We start from the raw sequence: 16,125 nt of genomic DNA on the forward strand, positions 1-16,125 counted from the left end.
AGCATCCTGGAGCGGAAATCAACGACTTTTAAAGAAAACTTGGCGAGACCAAGCCTTTTGTAGGTCGAGCCTTAGTTACCCTTATACTGAAGAAAGTATTTTATACTTTCTTTAAGTGCAAGAGCAACAATGTTTACGAAAACCAGCCTAAAATAAAAAAGAGCTGATGTCATCAGCCCTTGTGGTTGTTACCGAAATGGAACGAAAGGATATCCAATGTATTGGATGTTAAGTGTCCCATCTTCATAGCTTACAGGTCCAATAATGTTTCCAACAATCGTAATTGGATTCGAATTTGAATTTGAACGATGATCATTAAAGAGCGGGTTTTGAAGAATAATGATCAATAGAAGGTAAAGAAGCAATAAAATAAGTAAGATGCGATCCAACACAGCAATTCCCCCAGAATAGATACTCATATAGTATATGTCTAGTGAAAGCGACAGTTTCATAAAGAATCATGACAACATAGAATTCTAAGGTGTTAGGATCGTCTGAATACTCTTATAATTTTATTGCGGAATATGGTACAGTAAGGAGTAGAAAAAAGGAGAGGGCGGAAAACGTTGCTGCAGACAGATTTCAGTTTCAAAGATAAAAGCATTCTTGAAGCCATTATCGATAATGCGTTTGAATGGGTGGTCGTCGTCGATACGGAAGGTAAAGTACGGTTCATGAATAAAAACTATTGTGAATTCCTCGAGGTTGATCCGAAGAAAGTCATTGGCATGCACGTGACAGAAGTGATCGAAAACACGAGAATGCATATCGTCGCGCAGACTGGAAAGGCGGAAATCGCTGACCTCCAATACATCAAAGGGAACTACATGATCGCTAACCGGATTCCGATCTTTCATGAGAATGAAGTTGTAGCTGCTCTTGGTACGGTCATATTCCGAGATACTGAACAATGGAAGAAGATGAACAGCCATGTGAAAAGTCTGTTTTCAGAACTCGAATTTTACCGTAAAGAATGGAGTGCTAATAATGGTGCAAAGTATTCCCTGAATGATCTTGTTGGCGTTTCGGATTCGATTAAAGAGTTGAAAAATCAGGTAAAGAAGATTTCAAGCGGGGATATTTCCGTTTTGATCCGCGGAGAAAGTGGAACGGGCAAAGAATTGTTGGCTCATAGTATCCACCAATTGAGTGAAAGGAGTACGGCTCCCTTCGTAAAAGTGAATTGCGCGGCAATACCGGACAACCTCCTCGAATCCGAGCTTTTCGGATACGTGGAAGGGGCATTTACAGGGGCGAAAAAAGGCGGTAAAGTCGGAAAGTTCATCCTGGCAAATGAGGGCACGTTGTTTTTGGATGAAATCGGGGACATGCCATTACGGATGCAGGCAAAGTTATTACGCGTCTTACAGGAGAAAGAAATTGAGCCGATCGGTGCCAATGAAACTGAGAAGGTCAATGTCCGTGTCCTTGCAGCAACGAATCGTCCACTTGAAAAAATGGTCCAGGAAAAGCTGTTCCGGGAAGACCTATTCTATCGGATCAACGGTTTCCAGCTTCACATCCCTGCTTTACGTGAACGAAAGGATGATATTAAACCTTTGGTGGAACATTTTCTAGAAAAGGTAACGAGACGAACAGGAAAACGGATCCAAAGCATAGATGAAGAGGTCAACAAAATTTTGTTCTGCCATAATTGGCCCGGTAATATACGTGAGCTTGAAAATGTGATCGAAGCAGCTGTCCACTTGACGTATGATGAAACAATCGATAAAACCTCCCTCCCCGAATATCTAAATGAAAATGATAGTCTCAAAATCGGAAGTAAATCATTGAAGGAGCTGGTTGAAGAGACGGAGATCAGTGCAATTAAAAAAGCGCTATCCCAAAATGCCGGCAATAAGCTTGCAGCAGCTAAAACTCTCGGTATCGGAAAATCCAGTTTCTACGAAAAGCTAAAAAGATATGATATGATCTGAAACTCATTCCAGAATTCCGGAATCCTTCCGGTTTTCTGGAATTTTTAATGAGAGTGGGGTTATGGTTGTTTTACTTTCATTATTTTCCGACTTTTCGGAAAAATGAAACCGTAAATGTTTGTGAAACCTTGATATACCGATATTTCTTACTTGGCATGGAACTTGCATTTTTAGTGATTGGATTGGAAAGTGCTTTCACAATAAAAGATAAATTTGAAAGCGATTCCAATAAATCGAAGAGTTAAGGGAGGATATAGGATGTTAAGCATGATCGGTTTAATCGGTGGTCTTATTTTATTAATCGTCTTAACGATGAGGGGCATGAATTTGCTCGTCGTTGCACCACTTTGTGCATTGTTTACGGCAGTCTTAAGTGGTCTGCCGCTCTTTCCACAGCTTGCAGAGGAGGGGGGATCGAATCTCGTCGGGGACTATATGGCTGGATTCTCAAGCTTCGTTACTGCCTGGTTCCTTATGTTCTTACTAGGTGCAATCTTTGGGAAAGTCATGAAAGATAGTGGTGCTGCAGACAGTGTTTCGAAGTGGATTGTTGAAAAACTCGGAATGAAACAGGCAGTACTTGCAATTGTTCTAGCATGTGCCGTTTTGACATATGGCGGGGTAAGCTTATTCGTTGTGGCTTTCTCAGTTTATCCGATGGCACTCAGCTTATTTAAACAAGCGGATCTTCCGCGTCGCTTCATTCCAGCGGCACTTGCGTTCGGTTCAGTAACCTTTACGATGACATCTGCTGGTTCCCCAGAAATCCAAAACTGGATTCCAATTGAATATTTAGGAACATCACCGTATGCGGGTTGGGAAGTCAGTGCGCTTGTCGCAGTCTTCATGGCGGTGTTTGGTTACTGGTGGTTGAAGAGAATGCTTACAAAAGCAGTCGCGAATGGCGAACGTTTTGAAGCACGGGAAGACGATCCTGATGTGGTAGAAAAAGAGCTTCCTCATCCACTCACAGGTCTCATCCCGTTGGTTGTCGTATTGATCATCTCCTTCATTTTTCATGATTCCTTACAACAATCTGCGTTGATTGTGGCGTTATTAGGTGGCGTGATTTCAGCTTACTTTTTGAACAGAAAGTATTTCACAGATTTTTGGGAAGCTGTTTCAGCAGGTACATTAGGAGCCTTGATTGCAATTGGGAACACAGCCGCGGTGGTTGGATTCGGTGGGGTTGCAAAAGCTGTTCCTGCTTTTGATATGGCAGTCAGTGCGATGACGAACATTCCTGGAAGTCCATTGATCGGCGGAGCGATTGCTGTCAGTGTGATTGCAGGAATGACCGGGTCCGCTTCAGGTGGTCAAGCGATTGCATTACCGATTTTAGCTCCACATTATATGGACATGGGTGTCAACGCGGAAGCCTTGCACCGTACTGTAGCGATCTCCTCTGGTGCTCTTGATTCACTTCCGCATAACGGTTATGTCGTCACGACTGTGCGGGCGATTTGCGGAGAATCTCATAGTGCAGCATATGGAGCTGTAGGAGCATTGACGGTCATCGTGCCGTTAATAGGATTGGCACTAGCGGTTATCCTATTCTCACTAGGAGTCGGAATCTAATCTGAAAAAGGAGGAGCATTCGTGGTTAGTGACAAAGTTGTGTATATCACTGGAGCAGCGAGTGGAATCGGCTATGAACTTGCCCTCTCATTCGCCGAACAGGGCGCAAAAGTTGCCCTGGTCGACTTAAATGAAGATGGTGTAAAAGAAGCTGCCCAGAAACTGAACGATGAAGGACATCAAGCACTTGGGTTAAGATGTGATGTCACAATGGAAGATGAAGTGAAACAGTCGATTGATAAAACGGTCGCACATTTCGGCAGTATTGATATTTTAATCAATAATGCAGGATTGCAGCATGTCGCTTCTGTTGAAGAATTTCCGACAGAGAAATTCGAATTGCTGACACGCGTTATGCTTGTCGCGCCTTTTATAGCGACGAAACATGCCCTTCCAATTATGAAAAAACAGGGTTTCGGCAGGATTCTGAACATGTCCTCAATCAACGGACTTGTCGGATTCGCAGGTAAAGCTGCATACAATAGCGCAAAACATGGCGTAATCGGATTGACGAAAGTGACAGCTTTGGAAGCAGCGGAACATGGGGTTACGGTGAATGCGATCTGTCCAGGGTACATCGATACACCGCTCGTGCAGAATCAGCTCGAGGATCTTGCGGAAAATCGAGGGGTTTCAAAAGAGCAGGTGATGGAGGATGTCATTTATCCGCTAGTCCCACAGAAACGTTTGTTATCGGTAAAAGAAGTCGCCGATTACACCTTGTTCCTGGCAAGTGAAAAAGCAAAAGGCATCACAGGTCAAGCCGTTGTTATCGACGGAGGATATACAGCACAATAAGATTGAAGAGGAGGAAAAACTTCGAGAATTGCACGCAATTCTTTCTATATTTCACTTCGATTACGGAGTGTTCTTTTCCGGATATCAAAAAGAAACCTCTATCTGATGAGCATAAAAACATGTGAAGGGAATAAATAGGACTGTCCGTAGAATCAGCTGGACAGTCCCATTTTTTCAATCATTGATGATCATATCACTTTGCAAATCCAAAATCCGGGCCATGACACGTTGAATTTCTTCACGTTGTTGCGGTGTGGCACTATGTGATACCTTTTGCAAATCAAGATAAGCTTCTTCAAGCTGTTGTTGTGCGCCAGAGTAGATCGCAGCGTCAACCTGTGGTTCTTGGTGGTTATATAATTCATTCTGTTTTGAGGCATACTCGATCACTTGCTCTGCGCGTGTGAGAAATGTCCTTAAAGATTCATGTTCTGTCATTTTGGGCTTCCTCCTCTAGAAAGTTGTACATATAGTGTGTTATAGCATGCCGAATAATATGTGTACGTGTTCTAGACATTCGCATAATTTTACAGACCTCCATATTTGTCCCTATCATGTGTGTTTTTTTCAACATAATGTAGTAGTGACTAGATAAAAAGGAGGCTGAAAACATGAGCGATGGAAAAAGAAAAGGCGGTAAAGGTTTCACTTTAATCGTTGTTTTGTTCATCCTACTAATTATTGTAGGAGCTTCATATGGCGGCGGTGGCGGATATGGCTACGGCGGCTGTGGTTGTGACGGATATGGATATGGCGGCGGATACGGCTGGTAATTTGTCATTCAAAAGCAGTGGAGGGCTTTGTCCACCATTTTCATATTGACTAGGAAAAAGGGTCGGCCAATTATGGTCAACCCTTTTCGTGTATAAAAAGAGGCAAATCAGCCGAAGCTCAGCTTAATTCACCCCACGCCCATCATGGTGCTATAATAGAACCATCTCCAAGGCATATGGGAGGACCAAGACATGGATTTACATAAAATTACGCTTGTTGCTGATTGGTTGCAGGCATCGGAAAGTACGGTGATTCTCACAGGAGCCGGCATGTCAACGGAAAGCGGGATTCCAGATTTCCGTTCCAGAGAAGGCTGGTGGAAGAAAATCAATCCTATGACCGTCTCTACTGTTGATGCACTTGAAAATGAGTACGAGCTGTTCCATGGCTTTTATAGCTTAAGGTTGACAGACTTGAAAACCTATCATCCCCATAAAGGACATCATTTTTTAGCTGAATGGGAGAATCAAGGCTTTGTAAAAGGAATCGTCACCCAAAATGTCGATGGCTTTCATCAGGAAGCTGGCAACAAAAGCGTTCATGAACTTCATGGGTCGTTACGTTCGATTTTTTGTTCGGATTGCGGTCAAGCTTCTGATGAAGGGGCTTTTTTGAATCAGGATACTTGTTCAGAGTGTGGGGGGCATCATTTACGGCCAGATATCATCTTGTTTGGTGAAATACTTCCTCAAGAAGTGTGGGGGAAAGCGATCCGGCTCATTGAGGAATCAGACCTGTTGATCGTCATCGGTTCGAGTTTGCAGGTTTCACCAGCGAATGAATTGCCTTTTTTGACGAATGGCAAAAAAGTGATCATCAATAATGAAGCAACGCTGTTGAGTGAACAATTTGACTTGCAGCTCGAAGGAAAAGCGGGTGACATTCTCGAAGCTATTGATGAGAAACGGAAGGGTGGAGAGATTCATGATGACATTGAAAATACCAAAAGAAGAACGTGAACAGCTAGTCCGGAATATCCAGGGGTATTTCATCGATGAGCGAGGAGAAGAAATCGGGGATTTGGCAGCAGGTCTCATGCTGGATTTCTTTTTGAAAGAAGCGGGTCCCTATGTTTACAATCAAGGCGTACGTGATGCGAAAAAGCTTCTTCAAGACAAAATGATGAATATAGAAGAAGATATGGACGCCCTTCAGCGCCCAATCGAGTTGTTTAAGCGTTAATTGATGCTCTGTTAATCTTCATTGTTGATTTTAACGAAATTTGCGACACTCCTGCGGGAACAGTGAGCCAGGGGGAGACCGCGCAGCGAACGTGAAAGTGAGCGAGGAAGCTCCCGGTTCGCCCGGGGAAAGGGGATAAATTTGTAGAAAATCAACAGCATTATTTAACAAAGCCTAATCTAAAAAATCAATTGAATAGACCATGCCATTATCAAGCATATTTTCGTATGGAATCATGAAATTTAAAAAGCCGATCACTTTAATGGTGCGGTCTTTTTCATGTATGTAGGTTTCTGCTGTCATGAAGAAAAGACCTTCTGTATGTATGGCTGAGCCTGTTTTATCTACCTGGTTAATGTTTGATCGGATCGCCCCTACTGAATTTACTTCTGATGAAAACGAGATACATTTCTCAGTATCACATTTCAAGATGTTATTGTCTGAAAGCCACTCCTGATAGTCATCTGCCGTTGGACAGCTGATCAGTAAAAGAGCTGCTACACGGGCGAATGCGAATAACGACACTTTGAATTTCCTATTCATTTGTCCCCCCCCTGAAACCCCAATATCTTCCTTTTAGTATACGGTACAATCAGGCATTGGAAAAGCTGATCCTGCCTAGGACCAGCTTACCTTCATTTATGGGAAACTTTTTGCTCGGAAAATTCCCGTTCTTCCCCAAAATTCAGCAGAATGACTTCTGTCTTTTTGTAATCTCGTAATAGTTCGAATAATTCTTGATCCTTTTCCATCATGGTTTCGATCACCGGGAAGTTTTGTAACATGTTTTCGAGAACTTCTGGTCTAGGAGAGGTTTCTTTGGTTGGAAAGTGATGATTCGGGATGACATACTTTACGTTGAGGAGATTTTTTGTGACATAAGCAGCTTCTCTAGGTCCCATGACGAATTGTCCTGAAGATGAAAGGATAGCCAGATCAGGTTGGTAGACCTCCTGAATCAGTTTCATATCCATCGTCATGGTTGTGTCACCAGAATGGTAGAGTGTAACGTCATTCATGAAATCGTAAACATATCCCGCAGGCTGTCCAGCATATAGTGGAGTATTCTCCGTTTCCTTAAAGGAAGATGTGTGCAGTGCCTGGACCATGCTTACTTTCACATCATCAAACTCGACTGACCCGCCATAATTCAGGAGATGCACATTTTGATAACCACTTTGAAGTAGAATCAGCCCCATTTCATACTGACAAACAATCAGAACATCGGGATTGGCATCAACCAATTCTTTCAGGCCTGCCGTGTGATCAAAGTGTCCGTGTGTAAGGTACACCGTATCGATTGTTTTAAGAAATTCAGGTTTTGTGTACGCTTCCGGACACCCGGGGTTCCCACTAAAAAAAGGATCGATCAAATGTTTTTTGCCTGAATGACTAGTAAGCAAGTAAGAAGCGTGACCAAGACGCATCATTTTCATACACATTCCTCCTCAAAAATAGTTTTCAATATAAACTTTCTGCGTGTTCAAGGGTAATCCTTCCATAAATGTAATTAAAGTGTAAATGGTTAGGTGATTACCCGTTGACAGCACACTGCTCTCGTTCTATAATTGCAGAAAATTTCATATAAAACATGATAAAGAATGAGAGGACAAATCATCCTGGCATCGGTCAGACAGCAGGAATAGACAATAAGAAATGAAGGGTCATAGGTAGGTGGGGACAGCTTTAAGGAGGAATTTCGATGGTAAAAAGAAACTCTGAAACTCCAAGACATAGCCGTGACCAGGAAGTAATCCGTGCCATGACAGATAAGGAAATTGAAGCTTTTCACAGAAAAACGTATGAGAAATTTATGCGATATACGAGAGGTCGAAATCGAATCCGCAGAAAATAGAGGTAGACGTATGAATACAGAGAGAGGACATTTGGTGTTTGTTTATGGAACACTCCGGAAAAATGAATGTAATGCTTATGTGTTGGGAAATGCAAAGTGTTTATCGGAACATGCCTGGGTTCTGGGGACACTGTTTGACACGGGCTACGGTTATCCGGCAATGACTCTTGTGGACTCCGGTAACGTTTTCGGAGAGATATACGAAGTCGATGCAGACGGTCTCAAAAAACTGGATCACCTTGAAGGATATAAAGGTCCAGGCAATGAAAACCTTTATGAACGAAAAATTTACCCGGTCATGACGGAAAATGGACCAATAGACGTGGTCATTTACACGGTCGATCATAACCCTTCTCTCTGTAAAAAAGTGATCGAATGCGGCGATTGGCTTAAACGCTAGAATCAATCAACCATCCGGAAGCGGGTGGTTTTTTATTTGGACAAAATAGCAGAATTACTGGTCAAAACTCAGCATGATCCGGACAAACTCGATTTTCCAAAAACTCTCGCACCACACATAGTGATGGATTCGTTCAATATGAATTGATGGCGTACACATCAATGGAACGGTCCCATTTATGAATTTGGGTATCTTTCCGCATCCCGATTCTTTTCGCAACAGCGGCTGATGGTCTGTTTTCTGGAGCAATCAGCGAAACGAGTTTAGGGTATTTGCATTTTTCGAATCCATAGTCAAGACAAGCCTTAGCGGATTCCGTTGCATAACCGTTGCCCCAATGTTCCCTGATGAACAAATAACCGATTTCCATCAAGACTTCATCATTGATTTTCTGGGGGACGATACCGCATTGACCTACAAATTCCCCAGTTTCCAGCGATTCCACCGCCCATAAGCCAACATTATAGGCATTGTAGTTATTGTGAGTCCATTCGATCCACTCTTCAGCTTGCTGCTCCGTTTTCGTAGATGGATAGTGCTTCATCGCAATCGGATCTGAAAATATCTTCATCAAATTTGAAACATCGCTATTTTTTATAGGACGTAACCTCAAACGTTCAGTCCGCAATTCAAACACGATTTGACCCCCCTGTGAAACCTTAATTCATCTAGTCACTAGTTTATTATCACCACCAGTATACTATACGTGCTAGGCACCATTTGAAACCTCAACAGCCCCAAGACTTCCGTGAGCGTGCCAGGCACCATCTCAGAGTCCTTGGGGCTGTAGGGTTGAATTTTTGTACCTGGTACCGATCCATTGATCATCCTCTTAGCGTGAGGAAGGAGAGGAACCAGACGGCGTGGTTTTGCTCATCAGCTGAAGCACGTTTGAAAACGTGTCTGATGTATGGCGTGCGAGCTTTATCAGCGATGTCCAGGTAGAAATCTGTAGTCTCTTGCTCATCGACAAAGGAAGCACGGACACCTTTTCTGTAATCATCAGGGCATTCTTCCGTAATTTCAGGTTTGGGTTGCTGACCTGTCAAGCTGACATAAATTTGCGAGAACGTTTGGAAGTGGTTGATTTCATCTTGCCGGATTTCAAGGATTTGTTCTCTTTCAGCTTTAGTTGGCGCATTCTTAGCTAATTTCTCATAACATTGGATCGCACTATACTCTCCATTGATCGCCTTACGTAAATCTTCAATCAGACTTGTTGACTCCATTGGTTGTCGATACATCTGCATTTCAAGCATACACCTCCGAATTTTCTTCGGTATCATATGCCCAGAAAAAAACAATTGTGACAACCGACTATTCAAGTTAAAAAACACTCATGTTCCCTACACTTTTCCCATAAGTTAGATTATGCAAAAGTACTAGCTGGGAGGGAACGCATTGAAGAGTGAAGAAGCACGATTACGCGATATTCAAGCTATGGCCTTTCATGTGATGGACGATATTCATTTGAACAAAACACAAAGGAACGAAAAAGACCTGAAAAACGCTGTGGATCATTTGTCCAGGGCGGTTGGAATGTTTGCAGACCCCAGTAAATGTGTCTCACTGGATTATGTAGAAGAAAAAGTAGAGAAAGCCTATCAACTCATTGTAAAGAAAAAACGCGTCCAAAAGACGCTTAAAGTAAAATGAAACACTGCACGATTAAAAGAGAGCTCTGGTGACTGACCCAGAGCTCTTTCTCATTTGCCACTAATATGGAACTATCAAATACTCATTAGATTATACTTTTGCGGACAGGTGGCCGCTAATAATGGGACAGTTTTCTCGACTTTAAGATATTCGAAAAAAATATGGACCAGCTCAACGGGAGCCAGTCCATTTCAAAGGGGAGGTAGGATAATTTGTCAGGGGGAACCTGAAGCTTTTTTAAAGTTCAAAGGAACCTCCTACTTATATAGACGCATGACTTGAAAATAAGTTGCAGGAATTTTCAACTTAATTAGCGAAATATGTAAATGAATCAAAATACGAACAAAAGTTCTGTTGAATGAAGGAGGAAAAAAATGAACGAAGCGTTGCTTGTCATTGATGTCCAAAATGCTGTCATGGAGAATGCTTACCAAAAAGAAGAGGTGATCAACCGAATATCAAGTTTGATCCGGAATGCTCGGCCAATTGATGTACCCGTCATATACGTTCAACATGAATACCCTGCCGGACCGATGAAACGCGGGGAACCTGGCTGGGAGTTACATTCTTTATTGGAAAAGCCTTTAGAAACGGAAACCATCATAAATAAAACGCTGCCGAATTCGTTTGCAGATACGAACCTTAAAGGAGTCCTTGATAAGTTAGGAACTGAACACCTTTATATTTGTGGGGCACAAACGGATTATTGCGTAGATTCCTCTTGTCGGGGGGCTTTCGATGCACGTTACGATGTCACGTTGATAACGGATGCCCATACGACAATGGATAATGACCATTTGACAGCAAAACAAATCATCGATCATACCCACAATACGTTAGGGAACTTCTGGAGCCCTGATTCAACCATATCACTACAAAATAGTGAGGACGTTTTTTGGATGAAAGAGAAAATAAAATAAAAAATTACAAAAAGCACGTAAGGTTTTCTCGGTCTATTACGTTATATAAGTGAGGAGGGAAAAGGAGGTCATTTATATATGATAACGGATACGATGAAAAACATTGTGGAGGATACCAGATCCCTACATAGTCAATTTGAAAAAGAAATCGAACCTTTCAAGCAGGACTTATGGAATTATTGCCGCTATGTCACAGGTTCACCATGGGAAGGAGAAGATCTGTTCCAGGAAACGTTGTTAAAGGCTTTTGCAATGCTGCCACAAATCTGGCAGCCGCTCAATACAAAAGCGTACCTTTTTCGAATTGCAACCAATCGCTGGATTGATGAATGCAGAAAACGGAAACGAGCTGTTGAAGTTGACCCTGGTAAAAGTGAGCCGGACCTAGAAGCTTCGCAGGCTTTCAATATACGGGAGGCATTAGAGGTACTTGTCTATCATCTTACGCCGAAACAAGTGACAACGTTGCTGTTGATGGATGTATTCCAATTCAAGGCTGCAGAAATTGCGAATATGGTCCACTCGACAGAAGGGGCAGTCTACGGAATCGTACACCGAGCCAGGAAAAAGCTGCAAACGATCGGCGCATACGAAAAAGTGCACGATACACAAGATGAAACATCGCGACACTCGGAAGTCGTCGATGAGTATTTGGATGCATTCAATAGGCGGGATGTAGAGAAAATGCTCCATTTGACGAGTGACACCATCCATATGGAGGTTTCACCAGGTTTTCAAGAATTCTCGAAAGGCGATGTCGAAAAAGGATCCATGCAAGCAGGGATCATGGGGAAGAAGGCTTATCGGAAAAACTTGTGGGGAAAAGAAGTCCTCATTGTCCTTGCGGAAACAAAGCAGGGCCATCAATTGCATGATGTACAATTTCAAGATGTAGCGGATGGAAAAATCGTCCGCCACAAAAGTTATTTCTTCTGTCGTGAATTATTGACTACTATTGCAAATACACTCGAGATCCCACTTCAACGAAACAAGCCCCCAGTCAATTGGGAATGATTTTTAGGAGGGAAAAGATGAAAATTACAAAAAGCCCGATCAATCGTGTAGGAGCTACCTTTGTTCATGTGAAGGATTTGAAGAAAACTGCTGGATGGTATGCTGAATTACTCGGTAAAGAAACACCTCAAGTGGACCCGGATAGCCCTGTCCATTATGTCGATTTAGGGAACGGCGGCTTTTTACTCGATGATGATCGGAACAATGAACCTGGCACTGAAGCGAATCTCATGCTTCACACCGATGATATCGATGAAGCTTATGCCTTTGTAAAAGAAAAGGGAGGAAGCATCGTCCGGGAGATTGAGAGATTCCCTGATGTATCTTTTTTCAATTTCAAAGATCCAGATGGAAATGTCCTTATGATCTGTGAGGAGCATCAACAAGGGGTGAATAATGCATCAAATTGAAAGTGTACCTTGTACACATCTACCTGTGACTGATCTGGATAAAGCGGTCAATTTTTGGATCGAGCATTTCGGCTGTGTTTTTGGTGATGAATATCAGCGCGAAACGAAGACCGCCTCATTGAGAGTGGAAAATGGTCATTGGTTATTTCTGTATGAAACCGATGATATGCCTCGAAAGGCAACATGGAAGAATGGGGTGTTGCGAAATTCGGATGATGCTCAGATTTTCGCAGCTACATTGAAAGTGAATGACCCTCAACTCCTGTATAAAAGTCTGAAGGAACATGGCGTACAGGTTGGTGAATTCCGGGAAGTGTGGACCGGGCATGCATTTGATTGCTTTGACCCTGATGGAAATAAATTCAACATTTGGGGCGGGGAATGGAAAGAGGATTAATCTTAAGGGAATTGTCACAACGGCAATTCCCTTTTTCTCTTAAAATGTGGTAGTATTTGATAAGAAAATACATAGAAAGCAGGGATGATGAAATTAATAAGAAATTAATCCTCATTTTTTCCAGTGCGTTTGTCTCCGGCATCATTCTTATTTTACTAATCTCGTATTTGATTGTTACACCAGAAGAAACGGCCAAAAATTTTATAGATGATCTAGAAGCAGGCAATGTAAACGATGAATCCATACTGGATAAAAAATCCGAATTGGAAGAATTCATGCAATTCGGGGAGAAAAAGGATCTCGATAACACAAGGATGGTCATTAAATCCGCTGAAAATGTGGACCAGGCCTATGAGGTTGAAGCACAATTCCAAGCCTATGAATATAAAGACGAAGGTACTGAAGTCATAGAATCGTATGATGGAAGCTTAGTGATCCGTATGAAGAAGGTCGGTTTCCGTGAATGGGATATCCTTGATGTCACAATCAATCCGTTCGAGTAAAGACTAGGGGGCAGCAGATGTTTATTTTTCCAATTGATGAAGATCTATCTCTAAAACTATTAGAAAAAAGGGACATACCTGAATTATTCACCCTTGTTGATCAATCACGGGACTATTTGAGAGAATGGCTGCCATGGGTGGACGGCATGGAAAAGGAAGAAGACTATGAGCCTGTCATCGAGATGTGGCTGAAACAATTTGCTGCAGAGGATGGTTTCCAGGTTGGCATCGTTTATAAGGAGAACCTGGTGGGAATGATCGGTTATCATCAAATTGACCGCAGAAACCTGAAAACATCCATTGGGTACTGGCTGGCTGAAGGACATCAAGGGATAGGCATCATGACAAAAGCGACGAAAGCCCTTGTTGATCATGCCTTCAACACACTCCATCTGAACCGCGTCGAGATTCAATGCGGATTGAAGAATACAAAGAGTCAAGCGATCCCCGAGCGGTTAGGTTTTGTAAAAGAAGGCGTATTGAGAGATGCAGAATATCTTTATGATCATTTTCATGACTGTGTGTTATACAGCATGCTGAAACGGGATTATAAATAAACAAGGCTGTTTTCTAAAAGTTTGTTGATTCTTTCGATTGATGGAAGCCTGTAAGTGGTTGAAATATACGTGACTCCAGCGGGATCAGCTGCCAAGCAGGACCCAGTCATAAAGAAAGAGCGTTATCACTCTGTAGTTGAGAGAATGATAGCGCTCTTTTCATATTCATCAGTTAAAAATTCCAATGTCTTGATAAACATAAGGAGTTTCAGGTCTTTCAATCCGTTCAACATCAGTCACTTGTATCAAAGGAATGGTAGACTCGTTGTAGTTCCTTTTTGAAATTGATCCTGTCACTCTAACCCATTGATCATCTTCAATCGTATGCAGTTCAGTACCTTTTGCCATTGTGCCGATTACAGATGTATCTGCTGAACAACAAGTCATCATAAACCGGGCCACTACGAGCTCATCCTTGTTCATATCACTCTCTCGATAAACAAAGCCTTCGATTTCGATTGTTTTACCCTGGAACTCATTTATAAATATGCTGAGAGTATCCACCAGGGTTGCATAGTTATCATCAGTTACGATGATTTTATCTTTATTTTTATATTCATCCGCAATATCAGCATAATACTCATCGTACTCATATATTCCATCATCGTTCGTAGGAGTGGATGACGTTTCGGAAACTTCATCCTCCAACTCTTCCATGTATCCTTCTGGATCCTCAAGGAATTTGTCCGCATTAGGGGTGGAACTTTCAGTGTTTGCCTGTGGGGCTTGTTGGTCTTTAGGCTTTACACTGCCATTTAGGGAAACCCCTTTTTTCTGGGCCATCGAACTATCCAAAACTTTTTCAGGGAATACGAATCCAGTCATGAGTGGTAAGATGAATAACGAATAGGCGATGAAACGCATGAATGGATGCTTTGTTTCTTGATGATCATGACCACAGAGGCAATGCTCTTCGGAATCCTCTGAACGGAACAATTGGATGATCCCTAGCACGAAAAACGTCACTGTTGCAAAATACATGAACTTCATCATTTGTGGAGCGATATAATACTGAATTTGACCGGTATAGATAAGTGCGCTCATCAAAAATGCAAAGCCAAATAGAATGATAGACCGCAGATTGACATAAAATTGTTTGTTCACGGTATCCACCCCCTACAAGAATAATAGTTGAAACAAAAGAATTGAAATAAACACGGTTACGGTAATGACCGCCATAAGAGTGAGGACGAATTTCTTCTTGAAATAAGCGAGAAGCATCAACGTGTTTTTAATGTCAAGCATCGGACCATAAACCAGGAATGCGACAATGGAAGCTGTGCTGAAAGTTGATTGGAATGAAACAGCAACAAATGAGTCTGCCTCTGAACAGAGCGATACAAGGTACGCAAATGCCATCATGATCAAACTTGAGGACCAGGCTTCTGTTCCAATCGATGCGATGAACTCACGACTGACGAAGGCTTGGAACGCACTAGCGAGCAAAGCACCAAATAATAAAAATTTACCAGTATCAAAAAATTCATCAGACATATGGTACATCGTGAGCTTCCATTTGGAGACATTCTCATGAACATGGGAATGCGTATGAGCATGAGTTTCAGCCTTTTTAAGCATATCTTTATTCTTGAAAATCGTATAAACGATTCCCCCGATGATGATTGCTAAAATAAATCCTAGTCCCATACGTGCATAAACGACAGTCATATCTGATCGGAAGGCATAAAAGGTTGATAAGAAGACGACGGGATTCAAAATTGGAGCGGCAACAAGGAAGACGACACCGATATGTAAAGGCATCCCTTTCTTGATCAGCCTTCTGACAACAGGGATGATGGCACATTCACACACAGGAAAAAGTGCAGCCATCACAGTTGCCGGTACCAACGCAATATATCCTTTTTTTGGAGTGAAACGCTTGATCGTTTCCTCAGACACGAACGATTGGATAAGTGCAGAAACGAAGACACCTAAAAGCAGGAACGGGAAAGCTTCAAGAACGATGCTTAAAAAGATCGTATTTAAGTCTATCAGATTACCAGGGATCTCCAAAAGTACGGCCGAGTTCTTGATTTCCTCCATAAAAAAGAAGCCGAAAAGGAAAAGAAAGAATAATAGAAAGATCAATATGTTGTCGCGGGTAGATTGTTGAAACATGAATCAGTCACATCACTTTATTGAAT

The 16,125-nt window shown here is 42.2% G+C and carries 22 protein-coding genes and 1 pseudogene; 15 read left to right on the forward strand and 8 right to left on the reverse strand.

All coding sequences use genetic code 11. The features are described 5' to 3' along the window. Nucleotides 1-188: 188 nt before the first annotated feature. A complete protein-coding gene (locus ACTWQL_RS22930) occupies nucleotides 189-392 on the reverse strand; it encodes a hypothetical protein (protein ID WP_443144691.1) in 204 nt (67 codons plus the stop codon). 174 nt (nucleotides 393-566) lie between these two features. On the opposite strand from ACTWQL_RS22930, the gene ACTWQL_RS22935 reads away from it, so the two are divergent. The 3 genes from ACTWQL_RS22935 (at nucleotide 567) to ACTWQL_RS22945 (ending at nucleotide 4,313) form a co-directional block, all read left to right on the forward strand. Beyond that, nucleotides 567-1,937 (forward strand): sigma-54 interaction domain-containing protein, encoded by a 1,371-nt coding sequence (locus tag ACTWQL_RS22935; protein WP_443144692.1) that lies wholly within the window; start codon nucleotides 567-569, stop codon nucleotides 1,935-1,937. Between the two features lie 258 nt (nucleotides 1,938-2,195). Next, on the forward strand, nucleotides 2,196-3,515 hold the full coding sequence (locus ACTWQL_RS22940; protein WP_443144693.1) for a GntP family permease: 1,320 nt from the start codon (nucleotides 2,196-2,198) through the stop codon (nucleotides 3,513-3,515). A 21-nt stretch (nucleotides 3,516-3,536) separates the two neighbouring features. Then, the gene (locus ACTWQL_RS22945; RefSeq protein WP_443144694.1) at nucleotides 3,537-4,313 is read left to right on the forward strand and encodes a 3-hydroxybutyrate dehydrogenase; all 777 of its coding nucleotides are present in this window, start codon (nucleotides 3,537-3,539) and stop codon (nucleotides 4,311-4,313) included. A gap of 174 nt (nucleotides 4,314-4,487) precedes the next feature. Here ACTWQL_RS22945 and ACTWQL_RS22950 read toward each other — a convergent pair whose 3' ends face one another. Continuing rightward, nucleotides 4,488-4,751: a DUF2524 family protein gene (locus ACTWQL_RS22950; RefSeq protein ID WP_443144695.1), complete on the reverse strand. Its 264-nt coding sequence runs from the start codon at nucleotides 4,749-4,751 to the stop codon at nucleotides 4,488-4,490. A gap of 173 nt (nucleotides 4,752-4,924) precedes the next feature. On the opposite strand from ACTWQL_RS22950, the pseudogene ACTWQL_RS22955 reads away from it, so the two are divergent. The 3 genes and pseudogenes from ACTWQL_RS22955 to ACTWQL_RS22965 all read left to right on the forward strand — a co-directional run. Continuing rightward, nucleotides 4,925-5,020: pseudogene (locus ACTWQL_RS22955) on the forward strand (YjcZ family sporulation protein); the annotation flags it as partial. Nucleotides 5,021-5,278: 258 nt separating this feature from the next. Continuing rightward, the gene (locus tag ACTWQL_RS22960) at nucleotides 5,279-6,046 is read left to right on the forward strand and encodes an SIR2 family NAD-dependent protein deacylase (protein WP_443144696.1); all 768 of its coding nucleotides are present in this window, start codon (nucleotides 5,279-5,281) and stop codon (nucleotides 6,044-6,046) included. Continuing rightward, the gene (locus ACTWQL_RS22965; RefSeq protein WP_443144697.1) at nucleotides 6,012-6,269 is read left to right on the forward strand and encodes a DUF2164 domain-containing protein; all 258 of its coding nucleotides are present in this window, start codon (nucleotides 6,012-6,014) and stop codon (nucleotides 6,267-6,269) included. The genes ACTWQL_RS22960 and ACTWQL_RS22965 overlap by 35 nt, the downstream gene beginning before the upstream one ends. 174 nt (nucleotides 6,270-6,443) lie before the next feature. Here ACTWQL_RS22965 and ACTWQL_RS22970 read toward each other — a convergent pair whose 3' ends face one another. Together ACTWQL_RS22970 and ACTWQL_RS22975 are read right to left on the reverse strand one after the other, a co-directional pair. After that, nucleotides 6,444-6,812, reverse strand: coding sequence for a hypothetical protein (locus tag ACTWQL_RS22970; protein ID WP_443144698.1), 369 nt, complete (start codon nucleotides 6,810-6,812; stop codon nucleotides 6,444-6,446). Nucleotides 6,813-6,904: 92 nt separating this feature from the next. Next, entirely contained in the window at nucleotides 6,905-7,705 is an 801-nt protein-coding gene (locus tag ACTWQL_RS22975) for a metal-dependent hydrolase (protein ID WP_443144699.1), read from the reverse strand. Between the two features lie 266 nt (nucleotides 7,706-7,971). On the opposite strand from ACTWQL_RS22975, the gene ACTWQL_RS22980 reads away from it, so the two are divergent. Further along, the gene (locus tag ACTWQL_RS22980; protein ID WP_443144700.1) at nucleotides 7,972-8,124 is read left to right on the forward strand and encodes a hypothetical protein; all 153 of its coding nucleotides are present in this window, start codon (nucleotides 7,972-7,974) and stop codon (nucleotides 8,122-8,124) included. 10 nt (nucleotides 8,125-8,134) lie between these two features. Beyond that, nucleotides 8,135-8,524 (forward strand): gamma-glutamylcyclotransferase family protein, encoded by a 390-nt coding sequence (locus ACTWQL_RS22985; protein ID WP_443144701.1) that lies wholly within the window; start codon nucleotides 8,135-8,137, stop codon nucleotides 8,522-8,524. A gap of 133 nt (nucleotides 8,525-8,657) precedes the next feature. On the opposite strand, the gene ACTWQL_RS22990 is transcribed toward ACTWQL_RS22985, so the two are convergent. Further along, nucleotides 8,658-9,161, reverse strand: a complete 504-nt coding sequence (locus ACTWQL_RS22990) for a GNAT family N-acetyltransferase (protein WP_443144702.1) — start codon at nucleotides 9,159-9,161, stop codon at nucleotides 8,658-8,660. A gap of 187 nt (nucleotides 9,162-9,348) precedes the next feature. Next, nucleotides 9,349-9,774 (reverse strand): ferritin-like domain-containing protein, encoded by a 426-nt coding sequence (locus tag ACTWQL_RS22995; RefSeq protein ID WP_443144703.1) that lies wholly within the window; start codon nucleotides 9,772-9,774, stop codon nucleotides 9,349-9,351. Nucleotides 9,775-9,925: 151 nt separating this feature from the next. Here ACTWQL_RS22995 and ACTWQL_RS23000 point away from each other — a divergent pair, with 151 nt between their 5' ends. From ACTWQL_RS23000 to ACTWQL_RS23030, 7 genes are all read left to right on the forward strand, one after another. Further along, complete coding sequence (locus ACTWQL_RS23000) at nucleotides 9,926-10,180, forward strand: hypothetical protein (protein ID WP_443144704.1); 255 nt, start codon at nucleotides 9,926-9,928, stop codon at nucleotides 10,178-10,180. Between the two features lie 374 nt (nucleotides 10,181-10,554). After that, nucleotides 10,555-11,100 (forward strand): cysteine hydrolase family protein, encoded by a 546-nt coding sequence (locus tag ACTWQL_RS23005; protein ID WP_443144705.1) that lies wholly within the window; start codon nucleotides 10,555-10,557, stop codon nucleotides 11,098-11,100. 78 nt (nucleotides 11,101-11,178) lie between these two features. Beyond that, nucleotides 11,179-12,114 (forward strand): RNA polymerase sigma factor, encoded by a 936-nt coding sequence (locus ACTWQL_RS23010; protein ID WP_443144706.1) that lies wholly within the window; start codon nucleotides 11,179-11,181, stop codon nucleotides 12,112-12,114. Nucleotides 12,115-12,131: 17 nt separating this feature from the next. After that, on the forward strand, nucleotides 12,132-12,524 hold the full coding sequence (locus ACTWQL_RS23015; RefSeq protein WP_443144707.1) for a VOC family protein: 393 nt from the start codon (nucleotides 12,132-12,134) through the stop codon (nucleotides 12,522-12,524). Beyond that, entirely contained in the window at nucleotides 12,511-12,921 is a 411-nt protein-coding gene (locus tag ACTWQL_RS23020; protein ID WP_443144708.1) for a VOC family protein, read from the forward strand. Before ACTWQL_RS23015 ends, ACTWQL_RS23020 begins: the two co-directional genes overlap by 14 nt. Before the next feature lie 56 nt (nucleotides 12,922-12,977). Further along, nucleotides 12,978-13,424, forward strand: a complete 447-nt coding sequence (locus tag ACTWQL_RS23025) for a hypothetical protein (RefSeq protein ID WP_443144709.1) — start codon at nucleotides 12,978-12,980, stop codon at nucleotides 13,422-13,424. Nucleotides 13,425-13,441: 17 nt separating this feature from the next. Continuing rightward, nucleotides 13,442-13,981 (forward strand): GNAT family N-acetyltransferase, encoded by a 540-nt coding sequence (locus ACTWQL_RS23030; RefSeq protein WP_443144710.1) that lies wholly within the window; start codon nucleotides 13,442-13,444, stop codon nucleotides 13,979-13,981. A gap of 168 nt (nucleotides 13,982-14,149) precedes the next feature. On the opposite strand, the gene ACTWQL_RS23035 is transcribed toward ACTWQL_RS23030, so the two are convergent. Together ACTWQL_RS23035 and ACTWQL_RS23040 are read right to left on the reverse strand one after the other, a co-directional pair. After that, nucleotides 14,150-15,085 carry a TIGR03943 family putative permease subunit gene (locus tag ACTWQL_RS23035; RefSeq protein WP_443144711.1) on the reverse strand — a complete coding sequence of 312 codons (936 nt, stop codon included), beginning with the start codon at nucleotides 15,083-15,085 and terminating at the stop codon, nucleotides 14,150-14,152. A gap of 12 nt (nucleotides 15,086-15,097) precedes the next feature. Continuing rightward, a complete protein-coding gene (locus tag ACTWQL_RS23040) occupies nucleotides 15,098-16,024 on the reverse strand; it encodes a permease (RefSeq protein ID WP_443144712.1) in 927 nt (308 codons plus the stop codon). Between the last annotated feature and the right edge of the window lie 101 nt (nucleotides 16,025-16,125).

The sequence above is a fragment of the Pseudalkalibacillus sp. R45 genome, assembly GCF_052246725.1.
Taxonomy (GTDB): Bacteria; Bacillota; Bacilli; order Bacillales; family Fictibacillaceae; genus Pseudalkalibacillus.